16 protein-coding genes are annotated in these 19378 nt (G+C 66.0%); 4 read left to right on the forward strand and 12 right to left on the reverse strand.

Annotated features, from left to right (window positions below; translation table 11 throughout):
• Positions 1-205: 205 nt before the first annotated feature.
• The 6 genes from ACM0O9_RS06035 to ACM0O9_RS06060 all read right to left on the reverse strand — a co-directional run bounded on the left by ACM0O9_RS06035 (position 206) and on the right by ACM0O9_RS06060 (position 6443).
• Positions 206-955, reverse strand: coding sequence for a hypothetical protein (locus tag ACM0O9_RS06035; protein ID WP_065178577.1), 750 nt, complete (start codon positions 953-955; stop codon positions 206-208).
• Between the two features lie 64 nt (positions 956-1019).
• Entirely contained in the window at positions 1020-1781 is a 762-nt protein-coding gene (locus tag ACM0O9_RS06040) for a heme ABC transporter ATP-binding protein (protein WP_414603704.1), read from the reverse strand.
• A complete protein-coding gene (locus ACM0O9_RS06045) occupies positions 1778-2821 on the reverse strand; it encodes a FecCD family ABC transporter permease (RefSeq protein ID WP_235649579.1) in 1044 nt (347 codons plus the stop codon). The genes ACM0O9_RS06040 and ACM0O9_RS06045 overlap by 4 nt, the downstream gene beginning before the upstream one ends.
• Positions 2818-3864 carry a heme/hemin ABC transporter substrate-binding protein gene (locus ACM0O9_RS06050; RefSeq protein WP_065178574.1) on the reverse strand — a complete coding sequence of 349 codons (1047 nt, stop codon included), beginning with the start codon at positions 3862-3864 and terminating at the stop codon, positions 2818-2820. Before ACM0O9_RS06050 ends, ACM0O9_RS06045 begins: the two co-directional genes overlap by 4 nt.
• A gap of 51 nt (positions 3865-3915) precedes the next feature.
• The gene (locus ACM0O9_RS06055; RefSeq protein WP_414603702.1) at positions 3916-5292 is read right to left on the reverse strand and encodes a YncE family protein; all 1377 of its coding nucleotides are present in this window, start codon (positions 5290-5292) and stop codon (positions 3916-3918) included.
• A 122-nt stretch (positions 5293-5414) separates the two neighbouring features.
• On the reverse strand, positions 5415-6443 hold the full coding sequence (locus ACM0O9_RS06060) for an alpha/beta hydrolase (RefSeq protein ID WP_235649577.1): 1029 nt from the start codon (positions 6441-6443) through the stop codon (positions 5415-5417).
• Positions 6444-6763: 320 nt separating this feature from the next.
• Here ACM0O9_RS06060 and ACM0O9_RS06065 point away from each other — a divergent pair, with 320 nt between their 5' ends.
• A complete protein-coding gene (locus ACM0O9_RS06065; RefSeq protein WP_005416493.1) occupies positions 6764-7138 on the forward strand; it encodes a hypothetical protein in 375 nt (124 codons plus the stop codon).
• Between the two features lie 73 nt (positions 7139-7211).
• Here ACM0O9_RS06065 and ACM0O9_RS06070 read toward each other — a convergent pair whose 3' ends face one another.
• From ACM0O9_RS06070 to ACM0O9_RS06090, 5 genes are all read right to left on the reverse strand, one after another.
• On the reverse strand, positions 7212-7583 hold the full coding sequence (locus tag ACM0O9_RS06070) for a DUF805 domain-containing protein (protein ID WP_026346975.1): 372 nt from the start codon (positions 7581-7583) through the stop codon (positions 7212-7214).
• Between the two features lie 188 nt (positions 7584-7771).
• Positions 7772-9049 (reverse strand): replication-associated recombination protein A, encoded by a 1278-nt coding sequence (locus ACM0O9_RS06075; RefSeq protein ID WP_235649576.1) that lies wholly within the window; start codon positions 9047-9049, stop codon positions 7772-7774.
• Positions 9050-9290: 241 nt separating this feature from the next.
• Complete coding sequence (lolA, locus tag ACM0O9_RS06080; RefSeq protein ID WP_414603700.1) at positions 9291-9929, reverse strand: outer membrane lipoprotein periplasmic chaperone LolA; 639 nt, start codon at positions 9927-9929, stop codon at positions 9291-9293.
• Positions 9930-10040: 111 nt separating this feature from the next.
• Positions 10041-11984 (reverse strand): DUF3857 domain-containing protein, encoded by a 1944-nt coding sequence (locus ACM0O9_RS06085; protein WP_065184880.1) that lies wholly within the window; start codon positions 11982-11984, stop codon positions 10041-10043.
• 39 nt (positions 11985-12023) lie between these two features.
• Positions 12024-14384, reverse strand: a complete 2361-nt coding sequence (locus ACM0O9_RS06090) for a DNA translocase FtsK (RefSeq protein ID WP_005416487.1) — start codon at positions 14382-14384, stop codon at positions 12024-12026.
• Between the two features lie 233 nt (positions 14385-14617).
• Here ACM0O9_RS06090 and trxB point away from each other — a divergent pair, with 233 nt between their 5' ends.
• A complete protein-coding gene (gene trxB / locus ACM0O9_RS06095) occupies positions 14618-15589 on the forward strand; it encodes a thioredoxin-disulfide reductase (protein WP_188238615.1) in 972 nt (323 codons plus the stop codon).
• Positions 15590-15645: 56 nt separating this feature from the next.
• Here trxB and ACM0O9_RS06100 read toward each other — a convergent pair whose 3' ends face one another.
• Positions 15646-17208 (reverse strand): N-acetylmuramoyl-L-alanine amidase family protein, encoded by a 1563-nt coding sequence (locus tag ACM0O9_RS06100; RefSeq protein ID WP_188238616.1) that lies wholly within the window; start codon positions 17206-17208, stop codon positions 15646-15648.
• A gap of 191 nt (positions 17209-17399) precedes the next feature.
• On the opposite strand from ACM0O9_RS06100, the gene ACM0O9_RS06105 reads away from it, so the two are divergent.
• Positions 17400-18524, forward strand: coding sequence for a GNAT family N-acetyltransferase (locus ACM0O9_RS06105; protein ID WP_049460779.1), 1125 nt, complete (start codon positions 17400-17402; stop codon positions 18522-18524).
• Between the two features lie 65 nt (positions 18525-18589).
• Positions 18590-19330, forward strand: a complete 741-nt coding sequence (aat, locus tag ACM0O9_RS06110; RefSeq protein ID WP_188238617.1) for a leucyl/phenylalanyl-tRNA--protein transferase — start codon at positions 18590-18592, stop codon at positions 19328-19330.
• Positions 19331-19378 lie beyond the last annotated feature (48 nt).

A 19378-nucleotide genomic window follows, 5' to 3' on the forward strand; every position in this document is an offset into this window, starting at 1 on the left:
AGCTCCAGGCAGACACGCCCGTTCCGCGCTTGCGCGGGTCAGGGTGAAAAACTTCAGGAGCGGCATCCGGTTCATGGGGCGCATTCTAGACCTGCCAATCTGGCGCGCAAGTGAATATTGCGCACATGAATGGAACGATGAGGCCGACAACGATAGGGGTCAGATCCCTTTGCCAGGGGCAAAGGGATCTGACCCCTGGCAGCCCTCACTTGCAGCCGTGCAGCTTGCGCGCCTCGGCCACTGTTGCAGGCTGGTCATCCCCCATCGACATCCAGCCCTTCAACGAAATCGCCGGGTCCACGTGCGGCAGCCGTGGGCCACCATGAATCACGACCTCGATCCAGCTCCCCACCGGCGCCAGCTCGGACAGGCGTGCCGCCTGATCATCCTCGGTGCTGAATGTGTCGTCCGGGCCCGCCGGCGGCGTGGTATTCACGGTTTCCGTCTTACGGGTCCGGACCCGAAGAGCACCATCCGGCAGCCGCTGACTGATCACGTCGTAGCGCTCGATACCGTATGCCCAGCTGTTCTCGCCAACACTGCGGGTCTCGCTACCGTCATCCGCCACGGTCACCACCTCGCCTGCCGGCCCGACAACGCCCGCGACAGCCCCCAGGCCGGACATCAGTGCCTGATAGACGATCATCTGCCGCTGCTCGGTAGTCAACGCTCCGGCCTTGAGCTTGGCGGCAGGAATCTGCAGGTACGCCGCTTCACTGCACAGCACCAGCACCTGCTGGTCGTCCCAGCTCACCGACATTTCCTCGTTGGCAAAGTACTGCGTCTTCATCGACGTCACTGCGGCACCGTCGCCACTGGAATGCCGGGTTTCGATCAGGGAGGCATTCTCGGCCGCGTTGGTCAGCGAAACCTGGGAGGTCGACGCTGCATGGGCTGCGCAAACGGAAGCAATCATCGCGGCAAGCAGCACGCTGCGGGTAACGGTGCGGAACATGGCGTCAGTCCATTGAAGAAGACGAAGCCGCCATGATACCCGGAGCAACCGGGTGGACCTTCGCTCAGGTCACCACCACCAGCGGAACCCCGCGCCGCGGATGCTCCAGCACCACCACATCCTGCTGGTAGACGCGCCGCAGGTTGTCTTCGGTCAGCACCTGCAACGGCGTGCCATCGGCCGCGACCCTACCCTGTTCCAGCAACACGATGCGGTCGGCATAGCCTGCGGCCAGATTGAGGTCGTGCAGGACCACGATCACGCACGCACCGGCTTCGGCACAGGCACGCACACTGCGCAGCGTGCGCTCCTGATGGCGCAGATCCAGCGCAGCAGTGGGCTCATCCAGCAGCAGCAATGGCGTGTCCTGTGCCAGCACGCGCGCGAACGTGGTCCGGGCGGACTCACCACCGGACAGCTGCTGCACCTCGCGCAGGCGCAACGCCTGCAGTTCAGCGGCATCGATCGCAGCTTCCACCTGGGCGTCATCGGCGACCGGGTCCGGCGGATGCGGCAATCGCCCCATCGACACCACCTCTTCGACGCTGAAGGCAAAACGCACGCCGTGCTCCTGCGGCATCACCGCGCGCTCGCGCGCCAGCGGCCCCGCCTTGTAACTGGCCAACGGCATGCCCAACAGGCTCACCTCCCCCGCATCGGCGCGCAGGTCGCCGGCCGCGACCGCCAACAGCGTGGACTTGCCCGCACCGTTCGGGCCCACCAGTGCGGTCACCGTACCTGGTTCGAACGCCAAGGAAATGCCGTGCAGGATCTCGCGTTGCTGGCGGCGCACCACCACCTCGTGCAGCTTCAGCAGCACACTCATGGCACCGCCTTGCGGCGCTGCTGCAGCACCAGCCAGAGGAAGAACGGCGCACCCAGCGCGGCCGAGAACAGGCCCAGCGGAATCTCCGCGGGCGGATCCAGCGTGCGCGCGGCCGTATCCGCCACCACGATCAGCAGTGCACCCAGCAGGCCGGACAACGGCAGCAGCCAGCGATGACCGGGACCCACCAGCAGGCGCGCCACGTGCGGCACCACCAGGCCAACGAAGCTGATCGAGCCCGCAAACGCCACCGCCGCCCCCACCAGCAGCGCGCTGAACGCCACCAGTCGACGCCGCGTGCGGGTCACATCCAGCCCCAGGTGCTGGGCCTGGCGCTCGCCCAGCGCCAGCATGTCCAGCGGCGTTGCCAACCGTTGCAGCGCGAACACGCCAATCGCAAACAGCGGCACCACCGCCACCACATCGGCCCAGTTGGCACGTGCCAGCGAGCCCATCTGCCAGAACACCAGCGACTGCAGTTCGCTTTCGCTTGCGATATAGGTGAGAAAACCGATCAGCGCCGAACAGAACGCCGCCGTCGCGATACCGACCAGCAGCAGCGTCGCATTGCCACTGCCCTTGCCCGGCCGCGCCAGCGCATAGGTCAGGCCGATGGCCAGGGCGCCACCGACGAAGGCGGCAACCGGCACCAGCCAACCGGCGGCACCGGCAGCGCCGAGAACAATGGCAGCCACTGCACCCAGCGCAGCACCCTGGCTGACACCGACGATGCCGGGGTCGGCCAACGGATTGCCGAACAGGCCCTGCAGGCTGGCACCGGCCATCGCCAACGACGCACCGACCATCGCGCCCAACAGGGCACGCGGAATACGCAGCTGCCAGACCACCGCCAGATCGCGGCTGCTGACCGCCTGCGGATCAAGCAGGCCCAGCTTCACCGCCAGCGCCTGCATCACCTCCAGCGGCGGCAACCGCAGCGGGCCCACGGCGAACGACGCCAGCACCGCCCCCAGCAGGGCCAGCAAGGCCATCATCAACATCGCCCGCCCGCGACGGCGGCGCCGATCCGCCGGACTCATGCCTTCGGCAACGCTGCCAGGGCCTTGGCCAGCGCCAGCGCGCCCGCACCAGAACCCACGCTGGTGTACTTCAGCTGCACATCCGGCATCACCCAGACCCGGTTGGCCTGCCCGGCCGGGGTCTGCTTCAGCGTCGGGTACGCCTTCCACAGGCCATCGGCACCGCCGAACAGCTGCAGGTCGTGCTCGGTCACCAGGATCACTTCCGGTGCCGCCGCGACCACGCCCTCGTTGCTCAGCTGCGAGTAGTTCTTCACCCCGGCCTCGGTGCCGATGTTGATGCCGCCGGCCAGGGCGATCAGCTGCGCCGAGGCGCTGTCGGCACCCGCAACGGTGGGCGAGCCGCCAGCGCCGGTCGCCGATACGTGGATCAGTCGTGGCGCATGGCCCAGGCCCTTGCCAATCGCTGCAGCCTCGTCGAGCTGGCGCTGCACCTGCGTGGCCAGTGTTTGCCCCGCTTCGGCCAGCCCTAGTGCCGCAGCGACCTTGCGCACCTTGTCCGGCGCCGGCTGCAGGTCATCGATGACCACCGCCGGCTCGCCCACCTCGCGCAGCTTTTTCGCCAGCTCGGTGTGGCGGCGCAGGCTGTTGCCGAGGAACAGCGAGCCCTGCAGGCTCAGCACGCCTTCCACGCCCGTGGTGCGGTTGAACAGGAACTGGTGCGGGGCAGCCAGGCCGGCCTGGGTGGTGGTGTTGGTTGGCGCAGCGAATACCTGCTTGCCCAGCCCCAGCGCCTCGATCACCGCGATGACGTCGTCACCACCGGCAATGATCCGGCTGGTGTCGGACACTTCAATGTCAGCACCGTCATCGGAATGCACTTTGGCCGGCAGCACGGCCCTCTGTTCATGCACCGCTGGCATCTCGGCACCGGCCACGCGCTGCCAGCCTGCCGGCAACGCGGTTTCGGCAGCAGCTGTTGCGGCAGGCGGCTCGGCAGTCTTGTGGCCATCAGACGGCGTTGACGAGCCACTGCAGGCGGCCAGCGCCAGCGAAACAGCCAACGGAAGCGCACACGGGCGCAGACGGGACGCGATGTTCATGGACGTTCTCCTTGCTGGCAGGGCGACGCGCACGCCGCCCTGCCCTGTGACTTACTGCTTCGGGGTGATGCGGGTGATGCGATCACCCTTCGGATCTTCGGCGCCACGTGACTTGTTCACCGCAAACACGTTGCCCTTGCCGTCGGCACGCACATGGTTCGGAAGGGTGCCGCCATCGAGGTTGGCCACCACCTTGCCGTCGCCGTTCACCACCGTGATCGTACCGGCGCCACGGTTGCTGACATAGGCCAGGCCGGAGGCATCATCGAAGGCGACGTTCAGCGCGCTGGCGCCGACCGGCACGTCATGCAGCACCTTGCCGGAAGCCACATCGACGATCAGCAGGTTGTCGGTGCCCTGCGAGGCCACGTACAGGCGGTTGCGTGCTGCGTCGAAGGCCACGCCAGAGGCGCTGATCGAATTGCCCAGGTCGATGACCTTGTCGACCTTGCCGCTGGCCACATCGATCACCGCCGCTTCCGGCGTGCCGATGCTGACGGTGAACAGCTTGCCGCCCTTCTCGTCCAGCACCAGGCTCATCGGGGTGAACTTGCCATCATCCACGCCGGACTCCAGCGTCACCTGCGGCAGTTCCTTGAACGTCTTCGCATCGAACACCGACAGGTGGTCCTCACCCGTGGCCGAAGCGAACACCTTGCCGTGGGTGCCGTCGACCACCACGTCGCGCGCATGCGGCACGGTGTCGACAGGGAACTGGTGGACCAGCGAGAGGTCCTTCTGGCGATAGACCGCAATCGAATTTTGGCGGGTATTGGTCACCCAGACATTGCCATTGGCGTCATCCACGCCCACACCGTAGACCGCATAGACCGCGCCGTTGGTGCTGCCCGGCACCTGCGCCGGGGTGATCGCCCTGGTCACCTTCAGCGACTTCGGATCCAGCTTCAGCAACTGCGACTGGGTTACCGGCGGACGGCCCACCGCCGAGGTCACGAACACGGCATTGCTGACGGCGCTGTAAGCGGACTGATACAGCCCCGGCACCAGCTTGTTGGACTGGGTGGCGAACTGCGCCTGGCCGGACAGCGGCAGTTGCGGCGACACGCGCAGCTTCAGCACGGTGGCTGCAGCCGGCTGGCTGGCGCGCACCACCACCGGGTGGGTGCCCGGCACCGCGTCGGCCGGAATGCTCAGCTGGGTCTTGAAGTTGCCATCGGCATCGACCACCAGCGGCTGCGTGTTGAGCACGCTGTCGCCACGCAGCAGGCTGACCTTCTGGCCCGGCACGAAGCCACGGCCGACCACGTCGGCGGTGCTGCCGGGAACCACGTTCTCACCGCGCGAGACGACCTCACCCTTGAAGGTGGCGTTGGCCGGCTGATCGAACACCGGCTGCGCGGTGGCGGTCACCGCGAGCAAAAGGCCGGCGGCGAGAGAGGTGAGACGGAAAGACGGACGGAACGACATGGCAGGCTCCTTGCACACGTAGGCCGCGCCACGTGGCGCGGGATTCATCGGTTGCCTGGGCCGCTGCACGCCGGCAGCCTCGCCTGGGTAGTGGGGTCGCACGGCAGCGCGTGCGAAGGGATTCACTCGGCGGCGCTGTCACCGCCATTGGGCACGCCATCGTCGGCGCTGCGGTCGGTCACGCCGTACAACTCATGCAGCGCGGCATGGAACGACGCGGGCAGCATCGGGCCATGGCCGAGGCCGTCGAACTCGCGGTACTGCACGCTCAGGCCCGGCACCTTGCCCAGCCGCTCGGACAACTGCATCGCCGCATCCGGGGTGGCGCCACTGATCCGGCGCAGGTGCGCAACCACGCGCGGGTTGCTCATATCGCGCTTGCCGCGATCACCGACGCGCTCGGCGCCGCCCAGCATCAGCCAGAGCTTGGCCGGCTGGCCGTGCACGTTCTGCACGAACTGCTGCTCCGGATCACCCAGCGCCGCGCCCTGGCTCCACCACAGCGACGGACTGGCTGCCAGATAGGACTGGAACGCGGCAGGTCGCGTGTACAGCGCATTGAGCACGAATAGCCCGCCCAGCGAATGGCCCCACAGCGCCTGCTGCTGCGTATCGATGCGTGCGCGACGCTCGACTTCCGGCTTGATGCGGCGCTCGATCACATCAAGGAAAGCCGCAGCGCCGCCGCCGACGGCCTGGGTCGTGCCGCTCTCGTCGTCGGCACGGTCGATCCACGCGGTGTAGTCGCGGGTACGCGCCCTGGAATCGATGCGCAGGTCGTTGTCGTAGCCGATCAGCACCAGTACCGGCGGTGCCTTGCGCGCAGCCAGCTCGGCCAGCAGCCGCTGGTCCAGCACCATGGCCACGGCATTGCCATCCAGCGCGTACAGCACCGGGGATGGGGTCTTGCCGGCCTTGGCCGGGATCGCCAGGTTCACCCGCCAACGGCGCTGCTGGTCCGGGCTGTCCACCACGAAACGCTCGAAGCGATAGCTGGCCGCCGGCTCGTCGAGCACGGTGTGGCCGATCTTCTGCAGCGGATTACGCTGCTGCGCATGGGCGTAAGGAGTGGCCAGGAGTAGACCCATCATCATGGCAGCCAGGCCGCGGGCCAATGGGCCACGGCGCGAAGGCAGGACGAAAAGCTTCATCAGTGGCGGCAGGAGCGGCCAAGGCCGCCGGTTCTCAGGGGACCGCAGTCTACCTTAAACGCGAATGATTATCACATCGATCAAACGTCACGCTGTGTATCACGCGCGCGATGCATTCATTTTCCCGGTTGCGCCGGAAACACCGGATCCACTATTTTGCCGGGCAGCGGGGCGCAGGAGCGCCCTTCCCTCGCAGGGCTGCGGATGGATGGGCAATCGAGTCGCCGGCCGCGCCCTGTCCTTTGCCAAACCCATCCACGCATGGCGTGGATCTACTGACCACCATCCACGGGAATGAATCCCGTGACTGCGAGAACACCTTGAAGCGCACCGCCTTGATCGCCCTTTCCCTCGGCCTGCTTGCACCGCTGGCCGCCCATGCCGCACAGGATCTGCCAACGCTCTACCAGGCCTTTGAAGAGGCCGGCAATTCGTCACTGGGCATGGAAGAACTCAACCAGACGGTGACATTCACTGCCGTTGCCCTGGGCGTCTCCAGCAACCTGGCGGGCGAGCCGCTGATCGAGGCCGGCGACGACCAGGGCAATGTCCTGGCCCGGCTGACCAGCGACGACGAGCACCAGGCGGCCAAGCTGGGCGCGCTGGAAGAAGGCGCGACTTTCACCGCAAGCTGCACGCTGCAGTTCAGCTCGGGAACGGACTACCTTTCCTTCGGCGACTGCAGCATCAAGTAAGAAAGAAGCCGGCGAAACGCCGGCTTCGTTTTCCCGCCCTGTAGAAGTCGAGCCATGCTCGACTCACGCAGTCTCACGGCCCCGCAGGCACCGGGCCGTAGACGTTCTCCTGCGGTGTACCTGGCAGCAGCGCGAACACGAAGATCACCAGGCCACCGAACGGAACGAAGGCCAGCAGGTACATCCAGCCCGACTGGTTGCAGTCGTGCAGTCGGCGCACGGTGACGGCGATGACCGGCACGAACGTGGCCAGCCAGAACACGACGAACAGGATGATCGACGCGATGCCCAGCACGTCGGACTGCATCACCAGCCCGGCGATGAGCGGCACCATCAGCACGGCGGAGACGATCAACAGGAACAGCTGGAACATCCAGTACTCGCGACGGTTGGCACGACCCTCGAACTGGGCATAACGCTTCAACGGCAGAATCATTTCCTGCACGGCATCAATCCTTGAAAAAGTAGCCGCGCAGTGTGCCAAAGGAGCGCCCGCAGGACAATGTGGTGACGAACCACACTCGACTGCCATTACCCCTGTAGCGCCGAGCCATGCCCGGCTGCTGTTTCCGCAGGTGCTGCTGGGTCGGTCCAGAGCGGAGTCGAGCATCGCTCGATGCTACATAAGCCAGCTCAACGGCCCTTCGCGGCCCACGCCGCCTCACGTTCGGCGCGCAGCCGATCAAGCTTTTCCTTCAGCTTGATCTCCAGGCCCCGCGGCACCGGGTTGTAGTACACCCGTTCGCCCATCGCATCCGGGAAACCGGTCTGGTCCAGCGCGATGCCCCCCTCGGCATCGTGGTCGTACTGGTATTCGGCGCCGTAGCCCAGCTCCTTCATCAGCTTGGTTGGCGCATTGCGCAGATGCAACGGCACCTCTTCGGTACCGCTCTGGCGCACGTCGGCCTTGGCCTGGTTGAACGCGGCATAGCCCGCGTTCGACTTGGCGGTGCTGGCCAGGTACAGCACCAGCTGGGCGAACGCGAGCTCGCCTTCCGGGCTGCCGAGCCGCTCGTAGATGTCCCAGGCTTCCAGCGCCATGCTCTGCGCGCGCGGATCGGCCAGGCCGATGTCCTCGATCGCCATGCGGGTCAGTCGACGTGCCAGGTAGGATGGATCGCAACCGCCATCGAGCATGCGGGTCAGCCAGTACAGCGCGGCATCCGGATTGGAACTGCGTACCGACTTGTGCAGCGCTGAGATCTGGTCGTAGAACTGCTCGCCGCCCTTGTCGAAGCGGCGGGTACGATCGGCCAGCACCTGGGTCAGGGTCTGCGGGGTGATGCGACCCCCTTCCCCACCCGCCAGTTCGGCGGCGATTTCAAGAAGGGTCAGTGCGCGGCGCACGTCACCATCAGCGGCAGTGGCGATTTCCAGCAGCAGCTCGGGCGCAACCTCGATACCCTCCTCGCCCAGGCCGCGTTCGCGGTCGCCCAGCGCGCGTTCCAGCGCCTCGACGATATCGGTTGGCGATACCGCTTCCAGCACATGTACGCGGCAACGCGACAGCAGCGCCGAGTTCAGCTCGAACGACGGATTCTCGGTGGTGGCACCGACGAACAGGATCGTGCCGCGCTCGATGTGCGGCAGGAAGGCATCCTGCTGCGCCTTGTTGAAGCGATGCACCTCGTCCACGAACAGCACGGTGCGCCTGCCCTCGGCGAACCGTTGCGCAGCCTCGGCCAGCACCTGGCGCACTTCCGGCAAGCCGGACAGCACGGCGGAGATGGCACGGAACTCGGCATCGGAGTACTCGGCCAGCAGCAGTGACAGCGTGGTCTTGCCGCAGCCCGGCGGCCCCCACAGGATCATCGAATGCACGCGCCCGGATTCGACCGCGCGACGCAGCGCGCTGTCCGGCGCCAGCAGGCGCTTTTGCCCGACCATTTCGTCGAGGGTGCGCGGGCGCATGCGCTCGGCCAGCGGGCGCAGATGTTCCCGATCAACGCTCAGCAGATCGGGGCCGGGGAAGGAAGTTGAACGATGTCTTGCCACCCGCACATTGTACCGCGACAAGGTGACGACGATTCCGGTAGTGCCGGCCGCTGGCCGGCAGATCAAAATTGCGTCAACCAAGGTTGACACCCACCAAGGCGGTGCCGGTTGACACCCACCGGAGCAGGTGGCGCCGGGTCATGCCCGGCATCCTCGGTCAATTACCGATGACGTCCGTGCCCTTCGGCGGGGTGAAGCTGAAGGTGCCGGCAGCAAAGCCTGGATTGCGCTTCCAGCCACTGAAGCTGATCACGGTGCGCTGTCCGACCGCGTCGGTGATCTCCATCTTGGCCAGGCCCTGGGCATTGAAGCCCAGCGCGGCGTACTGGAAGCTGGCTTCGGTCTCGCGCTTCGGCGACAGCGACAGCCACTGCAGGCCATCACGCTGCGCAGCCTCTTCACTGACGTCGTACTGCTGTTCCAGCAGCGCCGGGTTGATCAGCGCAGTCAGCGGGCTGTTCTGCTCTTCCTTGCCCTGCTCGCGCACGGTGACCTGCTCCAGGTCCGGCTCGTACATCCAGACCTTCCTGCCGTCAGCCACGATCAGCTGTTCGTGCGGGCGCACGTATTCCCAGCGGAACAGGCGCGGCGCCGACAGGGCCACGCGGCCACTGGTCGATTCCTTCACCTTGCCGCGGCTGTCGAACACCTGCTGGCTGAACTGGCCATCCAGGCCCTTCAGGCCACTGGTGAAAGTCTTCAGGTCATCGCGGGCACCGGCCCAGACACTGCCGGCAGCGGCACAGGCGACGGCCAGGGTAGTCGTGGCAAGGAAACGGCGGAAGCGGAAGTTCATGCGGAAATCCTGTGGGCGCGGGCGCCAGGAAAGGTGGTTGCCAGTGTGCCCGGGGGAAGATGAATGGGCGATCAGGGCGACATTATGCCGCCCTGAACGTCCATCGGCGATTCAGCCGTCAGATGCCGGCAGCTTGCCGTACAGCACCTGGCCGCGGAAGCCGCGACGCACTTCGCGGTACAGCGCGCGGAACGCCGGATAGTCCTGCGGCTGGCACAGCGCCTCGGGGCCACGCACCGCGTTCTGCTGCAAGCGGTGGTGCACGATCACCTCCTGGCCCTCGCGGCTCCAGTCCACCCGGTATTCGCCAGCGGCATTGGTAAAGCGCTGGCTGGCCGGAATGGCGATGATCGGCGCATTGGCCGGGAACTGCAGGCGATAGGTTTCCTCGCGCAGGCTGGCATTGCAGTAGAAAGGCGTCTCGTTGGCCGGCGCCGAGGCGGTGGCGTACAAGCCACGCACCGACTCGCCACCCGGCGGGTCCGGCACGGCCATGCCGCCGGCCACGCTGAAGTCGGCGTAGTCCTCGGCCTGGAAGGCCATGCGGTAGCCGAACGGCCGGGTCAGGTCGACCGGTACGCCCTGGATCTGCAGCTGCCCTCGCCCATCGAATCCTGAGGCGGCCATGATCTGCTCCTCAGCGCGCGCACGGTTCTGCGCGTTGAGCTGTGAGAACTGCGCGCGCATGCCGATCTCGGCGTTCTCGCCCAGCTTCGGGATCGTCTCGCCGCGCAGGTTGCCGTTGGCGTCGAAGGTGAAACGCACTTCCATCGAGGTGGCGTTACGCTCCGGCGTGTTGGCCGGAGTGCGCGCCAGCGTGGCGTCGCGGGTGCGCATCACCGGCGCACCCAGGTCACCCTCCGGCAGCTGGCCGAAGCGCGCCCACGCGGTGGTCGAATCGAGGTACAGATCGAATTCGGGGATGTAGGTGATGGCGTGGTTGAAGCGGCCCAGCACCGGAATCCTCGGCAGCGTCGGGCCGCCCCCCGCACCGATCAGCACCGGCGAGCTGGCGATACCCTTGGCCGCCAGCAGCGCCTCGAGGATCGTCACGTGGTCCTTGCAGTCACCATAGTGATTGTCGAGGATGCTCTGCGCGCTGTTCGGCTCCAGGCCGCCGTTGCCCAGGTACACCGCCACATAGCGGATGTTCTGCGCGACCCAGCGATACAGCGCATCAGCCTGTTCGCGGCGGTCGCTGATGCCGGCGGTGATCTCATCAGCGAGCGCCTGCAGCGCCGGGGTCACCTGGGCCGCCGGGCCCGCCTTGAGCTGGTAGGCGCGCCCCATCTGCGACCAGTCACGATACGTGCTGGCCATGATGTTCGGGCCGAACTCCCAGCCCGCCGCCGACCAGTTCTGCGCCGGCATCGCCTCGCGGCGCTGGTAGCGCCAGCGCCATTGCGCCTGGCCATTCTTCACTGTCGGCCGGTCACTGCCCTGCACGCCGCGGCTGTCCACGAACATCGGCAGGTTGGCCGGCGCACTCAGGGTGACCTCGGCGTCCTCGTACTCGGTGAAGACGTTGAAGGTCTCCCACAGGCCGAAATAGCCCGGGAAGTACGGCGTGGCCTGGGTGCGGCGCACCTGGTAGTACAGGCGCGTGCCCGGGGCCAGGTTCGGGAACACGATCACCCGCACCTTGCGGTCGGCATACATCGCCGCCGAAGCGCTGGAGTAGCTCTCCTGCGTGTAGATACGGTCGGCCGGAACGTCGCGGCGCTGGCCGTCGGCAGTGATGGTGTAGGCGCCGAGCACTTCCAGCGTTTCCATCTTCTCGCTGTAGCTCAGCCGCACCTGGCTGAACTGCTCGACGGAGGCCTTGGTCTTGAGCAGGACTTCGTAGGTTTCGGTCTGCACATTGCCCGCATCGGGCCGCACCTGGTAGTCGGCGCGGTAACGGACAATGCTGAAATTATTGCTGGCTTCGGTATCGCCGCTGGTGGATGGCGGCGCCGTGGCGGGCGCGGAGGTGGCGGTTTCTGCCAGTGCCGGGCCGGCAGCCATCAGGGCAGCCAGCGCCAGCGCCAGCGCGCTTGGTACGGGGTGAAGCATGCGTCGGTTCCTTGGACGTCGTGGGGGATACGTCGGGTCTTACTTCGGCGGCGGCGGTGCCAGCACCGTGCGGTCGCCGTTGTGCTCGGGCGGGCTGACCACGCCGGCCGCTTCCATGGCCTCGATCAGTCGCGCTGCACGGTTGTAGCCGATCTTCAGCCGGCGCTGCACGCCGGAAATCGAGGCACGGCGGGTCTCGGTGACCACCCGCAGCGCTTCGTCATACAGCGGGTCGGACTCGTCGCCGGCCGCACTGGTCTCGGGCAGGCCAGTGGCGCCGACGACCACGCCGTCGCCCATCGTCTGCACTTCGTCCAGCACGCCGTCGACATAGTCGGCCGGGCCCATCGCCTTGAGGTGCTCGACCACGCGATGTACTTCGTCGTCGGACACGAACGCACCATGCACGCGCTCGGGCAGCGCGGTGCCCGGCGGCAGGTACAGCATGTCGCCGTGGCCCAGCAGGGTCTCCGCGCCAGACTGGTCGAGAATGGTGCGCGAGTCGATCTTGGAGCTGACCTGGAAGGCGATGCGGGTCGGGATGTTGGCCTTGATCAGGCCGGTGATCACATCCACCGACGGGCGCTGCGTGGCCAGGATCAGGTGGATGCCAGCCGCACGCGCCTTCTGTGCCAGGCGCGCGATCAGCTCTTCCACCTTCTTGCCGACGATCATCATCATGTCGGCGAATTCGTCGATGAAGATGACGATGAACGGCAGCGTTTCCAGCGGACGCGGCGCCTCGCCCAGCTCCGGGTTCGGCTTGAACAGCGGATCCATCAGCGGCTGGCCGGCGTCCTGGGCTTCCTTCACCTTCTTGTTGAAGCCGGCCAGGTTGCGCACGCCCACCGCGCTCATCAGCTTGTAGCGGCGCTCCATCTCGGCCACGCACCAGCGCAGGCCGTTGGCGGCCTCCTTCATGTCGGTGACCACCGGCGCCAGCAGGTGCGGAATGCCCTGGTAGACGCTCAGCTCGAGCATCTTCGGGTCGATCATCAGCATCCGCAGGTCTTTCGGCGAGGCCTTGAACAACAGGCTCAGCACCATCGCGTTGACCGCCACCGACTTGCCCGAACCGGTCGTACCGGCCACCAGCAGGTGCGGCATGCGCGCCAGGTCGGCCACGGTCGGGCGGCCGGCGATGTCCTTGCCCAGCGCTAGGGTCAGCACGCTGGCCGATTTGTCATATTCCTTCGAGCGCAGCAGCTCGGACAGGAAGATCATCTCGCGGGTGACGTTGGGAATTTCCAGGCCGATCACCGACTTGCCCGGGATGACGTCGACCACGCGCACCGACTTCACCGACAGGCCGCGCGCGATGTCCTTGTCCAGCGAACTGATCTGGCTGACCTTGATGCCCGGTGCCGGCTCGATCTCGAAGCGGGTGATGACCGGGCCAGGGTTGGCGCCGACCACCTGCGCATCGATGCGGAAGTCCTTCAGCTTGAACTCGATCTGCCGCGACAGGGTCTCCAGTGTCTCTTCGTCGTAGCCCTTCGGCTGTGGCTTGGGATCATCCAGCAGCGCCAGCGGCGGCAGGTCGGAACCATCGCCGTTGACGCCACGGAACATCGGAATCTGGGTATCGCGCTTGGCGCGATCACTCTTCTCGATCACCGGCTCAGGGCGCGGTTCGATCTTTACCGGCTCGCGCTTGGCGCGCACCTCGGCGTCGGCCTTGCGCACTTCCTGGCGCTCCTCGCGCATCACCCGGGTCTGCTTCCACTCGCTGACTTCTTCCTTCTTGCGCTCCAGCAGCGGTGCCAGCGACATTACGCCACGGCCGATCTTCTCCATCACCGTGAACCAGGACAGCCCGGTGGCCAGGGTGATCGAGGCCAGCAGCAATACCAGCACGAACAGGTTGGCGCCCAGCGCACCGAAGCCCACCGTGAGCGAATTGCCCACCAGCTTGCCGAGAATGCCGCCGGCACTGGCGACATCGCCACTGAACAGGCGCACGTGCAGGAAGCCGGTGCCGGCGATCAGGAAACCGACCAGACCGACCAGGCGCAGCGCCGGGTCCAGATCGTTCTCGCCCTTGCTCTCGCGCTTGAGGCCGAACATGGCGATCCACGCCAGTGCGCCGAGCACCACCGGCAACAGGAAAGCGATGTAGCCGAACAGCTGCAGCAGCACGTCGGCAATCCAGGCCCCGGCGCGGCCGCCGAGGTTATGCACCGGCGCGACCACGGATCCGGTATGCGACCAGCCCGGATCCGTGGCTGAATAGGTGAACAGACTGGCCGCCAGATACAGCAGGGCCGGCGCGATGGCGATCAGGCCCAGATCGCGCCAGAGGCGCTGGCGGCGTGGATTGTCGGTCGTCGCCGCCGCGGCCGTGCGACGTGACGCCTTGCTGTCGTCCGACTTGGAGCGTTCAGGGACCTGCTTCGCCACCTTAGACCATACCTTTGGAATGCGCTGTTAGTGATTGATAATAAATGAGACGGCGTCAGTTTTCAGTTATGCGACGTCCGGCAAGGCAATCCGAGGCCCGGAACCACCGCTGGATGACGGCGTTCTGTTCATCGGCTTGAATCGCCCTGCCCCAGCCGCCACTCTATGAGCAGCCATGGATGCTGCGCAAACATCGCCAGCGCCTTGTCCCATCTACCTTTTCGCGAGTTTACATGAGCACCAGCCTGCCCTCCCGCCACCAGCGCCTCGTCATCCTCGGTTCCGGCCCGGCCGGTTGGACCGCCGCCGTCTACGCCGCCCGTGCCAACCTGAAGCCGGTCGTCATCACCGGCCTGCAGCAGGGTGGCCAGCTGATGACCACCACCGAGGTGGACAACTGGCCGGGTGACGCCCACGGCCTGATGGGCCCGGACCTGATGGCGCGCATGCAGGCGCACGCCGAGCGCTTCGAGACCGAGGTCATCTTCGACCATATCCACACCGCCGACCTGTCGCAGCGCCCGTTCAAGCTGATCGGCGACAGTCACGAGTACACCAGCGACGCGCTGATCATCGCCACTGGCGCCACCGCCAAATACCTGGGCATCCCGACCGAAGAGACCTTCAAGGGCCGCGGCGTCTCCGCCTGCGCCACCTGTGACGGCTTCTTCTACCGCGACCAGGACGTGGTCGTGGTCGGTGGCGGCAACACCGCCGTGGAAGAGGCGCTGTACCTGTCCAACATCGCCCGCAAGGTCTACCTGGTCCACCGCCGCGACACCCTGAAGGCGGAGAAGATCATGCAGGACAAGCTGTTCAGGAAGGTCGCCGAAGGCAAGATCGAGACCGTCTGGCACCACCAGGTGGAGGAAGTGCTGGGCAACGATGCCGGCGTGACCGGCGTTCGCGTGAAGTCCACCCTGGACGGCAGCACCCGCGACATCGACGCACACGGTTTCTTCGTGGCCATCGGCCACCATCCGAACACGACCCTGTTCGACGGCCAGCTGGCGATGAACAACGGCTACCTGGAAATCCGCTCGGGCCTGGGCGGCAACGCCACCCAGACCTCGGTGGAAGGCGTGTTCGCCGCCGGCGACGTAGCCGACCAGCACTACCGCCAGGCGATCACCTCGGCCGGCTTCGGCTGCATGGCCGCACTGGACGCCGAGCGCTACCTGGACGCACAGGGCAAGGCCAGCTGAGTCGAGCCATGCTCAACTCAGGCAAATGGCCGACGCGAAAGCGTCGGCCTTTCTCGTTACATCCCTGCGGCAGCCGTATTCTCAGGCAAGCCATTTCGATCAGGGCCGCCCGCATCGGCAACACAACGAACGGTGTGAGGCACGGGCTGCGACTTGACCCCGTCCGCATCCAACACGTGCGTCTCCCAGCCGAGCGCCCCCACGCTGTTGCGACCGCAGCTGAGTTGCATCCTGCTGGGCTGGTCAGGCGAATCGATGACCACCGTCCGTCCGCTGCAGCTCCACCCTGATGGGCACAGCGTATTGCGGGTGATCAGGCTGATCGGGAATTGCGGATGGCCCGCAAACGCCACGTCCACCTCGCGCGAGTCGCCGGATGGAACGTCGACATCTGCGATCGGCTGCCCGGACAGCGGCTCACACGACTTTCCCGTTGCCCACAGGCGATAGCCCTTCTCCACCCCTTTCATCGATGCCGAGCGGAAGACGGGGTCCTGCAGCGCCTTGGCATCATCCGGATTCGTGTGGAACGCCGTCTCTACGATGATCGATGGCATGTGCGCCTCTCGGTTCTCCCCCTTGTTCAGCGCGTGCGGAGCGGGAGCGACGGTGAATGCCGCATACTCAGGTAGCGAGTGAATCAGCTCCTTCATAGAGCACAGGACACTCTGTGCAAGGGCAGCATCCATCGGCCTACCAGGTTGCACGATCACACGAGTACCGCGCGCGGCCCCCGTGGGTTCTCCATTGCTGTGCAGATGAATCGCCACTTCAGCGCCGTGGTGGTTTGCAAGAAGCGGCCGACTGTTGATGTCTTCACGCTCCTCCCGATCCCAAAGCGTACTGCCGGCGTACGTATTCCATATCTTTGTCTCGGCCGGATACTGCTCCGCAATTGCGTAGCGCGCAGCAATGGTCCACCACTCCTCACCACTCGGCGGATGAGTCGTCCCCGTGATCTGAACGCGCGGCCGGACGACAGGCATTTGGCTCCTTTGCTCGATCATTGCCTTCAGGTTCGCGGCGTACGACGGAGTCAACAGCCCCTCGGAGACGCCATTCCATTCATCCCTTGAGGTCACCCACCGGTTGTCCTTGTAGCTGTAGAAATACCCATGCCCGGCTGCGACAAATGCCATCCCGGACCCAGGCGTTCCACGCATCCGCCGCAGCGCCTCCCCCGCTTCCCGCGCCGCATCGTCCGCAGCCTTTATCTCAGGAAAGTAGTATTCGATCTCTTTCCCGTCATACAGAAAAACGACACGACTGAACGGCGCCATCTGCTCGGCCCAATGCAGTAGTCCAAAGCTGATCTCACTTCGCTGATCCTCGAACGACGGCCCGTAATCGGCAGGAAGGAAGTCCCGATCCAGCGCCACGGTCAGTACACCGTTGGCGATATCTGCTGATACCTCAACCCGGCGACTGCGCGCCTGGCCATCCACAAGACGAACGCGCTCCAGAATGTCGCGCGCCTTCTGGGTCAAGAGGATGTCGAGCCCAGTGTCCTGCTCCACCGCACGAGGAGCGTCAACGGCCTGCGCGGGGCTGATCAACAGTCCGCCGCCAACAAGAGACAGCAGAACAGAGAGGGATCCAAGGCTAAGCTTCTGGTTCATTTTGGCTACTCCATGCAGAGAGTGAATGCACCGCTCCAGCGGCGCAGCTCACTCTGTCCTTTCGCATTCAGGCATTCCGCAACACAGCGCACACGGATGGAGAATTCAAATTTTCCTCACCTCCAACCGAAACAAACCAACCCAGCCCCGCCAACACCATTCGTGATCCACCTGGCCTATCCTTGCCAACCATGCCCTCCCCCCGCTTCCTCGACTCCCTGCAGTCCATTCCCGCCACGGACTGGGACGCCCTGCACGACGGCCAGAACCCGTTCGTCAGCCACGCCTTCCTCTCAGGCCTGGAACAGCACGGCTGCCTGCGCGAGGACTGGGGCTGGCAGCCCCGGCACTTCACGCTGTGGGAGGGCGAGCGCCTGATCGGCGCCATTCCGGGCTACCTGAAGACCAACTCCCACGGCGAATTCGTGTTCGACCATGCCTGGGCCAACGCCTATGCCCGCCATGGCCGCGACTACTACCCGAAGTGGCTGGGCGCGGTGCCGTACTCGCCGGTCACCGGGCCGCGCCTGCTGGCCCGTCACGATTCAGATCGCACCGCGTTGCTTTCGGTGTTGCGTGATGCACTGCCAGCACTGGAGGTGTCATCGGCCCATATCAATTTCCACACCGCAGCGGACGAGGCGCTGTTCGGCGATGACTGGCTGCTGCGCGAGGACGTGCAGTTCCAGTGGCAGAACCCGGGTGACTGGGCGACATTCGACCAGTTCCTCGGCGCGATGAACCACAAGCACCGCAAGAACATCCGCCAGGAACGGGCCAAGGTCACCCGCCAGGGCATCACGTTCCGCGTGGTGCATGGCGACGAGGCCAGCCGCGCCGACCTGCAGGCGATGTATCGCTTCTACCTGCAGACCTTCCTTGAGTACGGCAATGCCCCGGCGCTGACCGAGGCTTTCCTGCGCCATCTGGCCATTTCATTGGGACGTGGGCTGGTGCTGTTCCTGGCCGAGCAGGAAGGCCAGCCAATCGCCGGCGCACTTTGCCTGCGCGGTGGTGACACGCTGTACGGTCGCTACTGGGGTGGCGCCACATTGCCCGGCCTGCATTTCGAAGCCTGCTACTACCAGGGCATCGAATACTGCCTGCGCGAAGGGCTGAGCCGTTTCGAGCCGGGCGCACAGGGCGAGCACAAACTGGCGCGAGGCTTCCTGCCGACGCTGGTACGCAGCCGGCACTGGGTGGCCGACGCGGATTTCGCCGAGGCGCTGCAGGAGTGGTGCCGGCAGGAGCGGCGCGATGTGCGGCGGTACCGGCAGGAGCTGTTGGGGCACAGCCCATTTCGCGCGGACGGGTGACCAGCCAACCAGCGTTGGCATCTACCACGGCATTCGCGCGGGGCCGCGACGACTACAATGCCGGCATGACCCGCCAGCTGCCCTGGCGCCTGGCCGATGCGCCGGACGCTCCCTTCCCTCCTGCCGAGACCGCCCTGCGCCAGCCCGACGGCCTGCTCGCGGTGGGTGGCGATCTGCATCCAGCGCGTCTGCTCAACGCCTACGCAGGCGGCATCTTTCCGTGGTTCAGCGAGGGCGAGCCGATCCTGTGGTGGTCGCCTGATCCGCGCATGGTGTTCCGCACCGACGGCGTGCACCTGTCCAGCCGCTTCCGCCGCCAGCTGCGCAGCAGTACATGGGAGGTCAGCGCGGACACCGCCTTCAGCCAGGTGATGCGCGCCTGTGCGGCGGCACCTCGGCCCGGCCAGGACGGCACCTGGATCAGCCCGGCCATGGTCGAGGCCTACAGCCAGTTGCACGACCTCGGCTTCGCCCATTCCTTCGAAGTCTGGGACCGTCAGTCGCTGGCCGGCGGCATCTACGGGGTGGCCATCGGGTCAATGTTCTTCGGCGAGAGCATGTTCAGTGGCGCCAGCGGTGGTTCCAAGATCGCGCTGGCGGCACTGGCGTCCACGCTTCACGGCTGGGGTTGGGAGCTGATCGACGCCCAGGTGGAAAATCCGCACCTGCTGCGGATGGGCGCCGAACACCTGCCGCGCGCGGAATTCCTGCAGCACGTGCGCCAGGCCGTGCGCCGTGACAGCCGTGAAGGCTCGTGGACACAGGCCGTCGGACGCTTGCCAGCCCGGCATTTGGCCGGCGGTTAACACAAACTTTGCAAGCTGGGCCGGTCACGCGTAAAATACCGCGCCTTA

Origin of the sequence: Stenotrophomonas sp. FR012 (assembly GCF_047520565.2) — a bacterium.
GTDB lineage: Bacteria > Pseudomonadota > Gammaproteobacteria > Xanthomonadales > Xanthomonadaceae > Stenotrophomonas > Stenotrophomonas sepilia.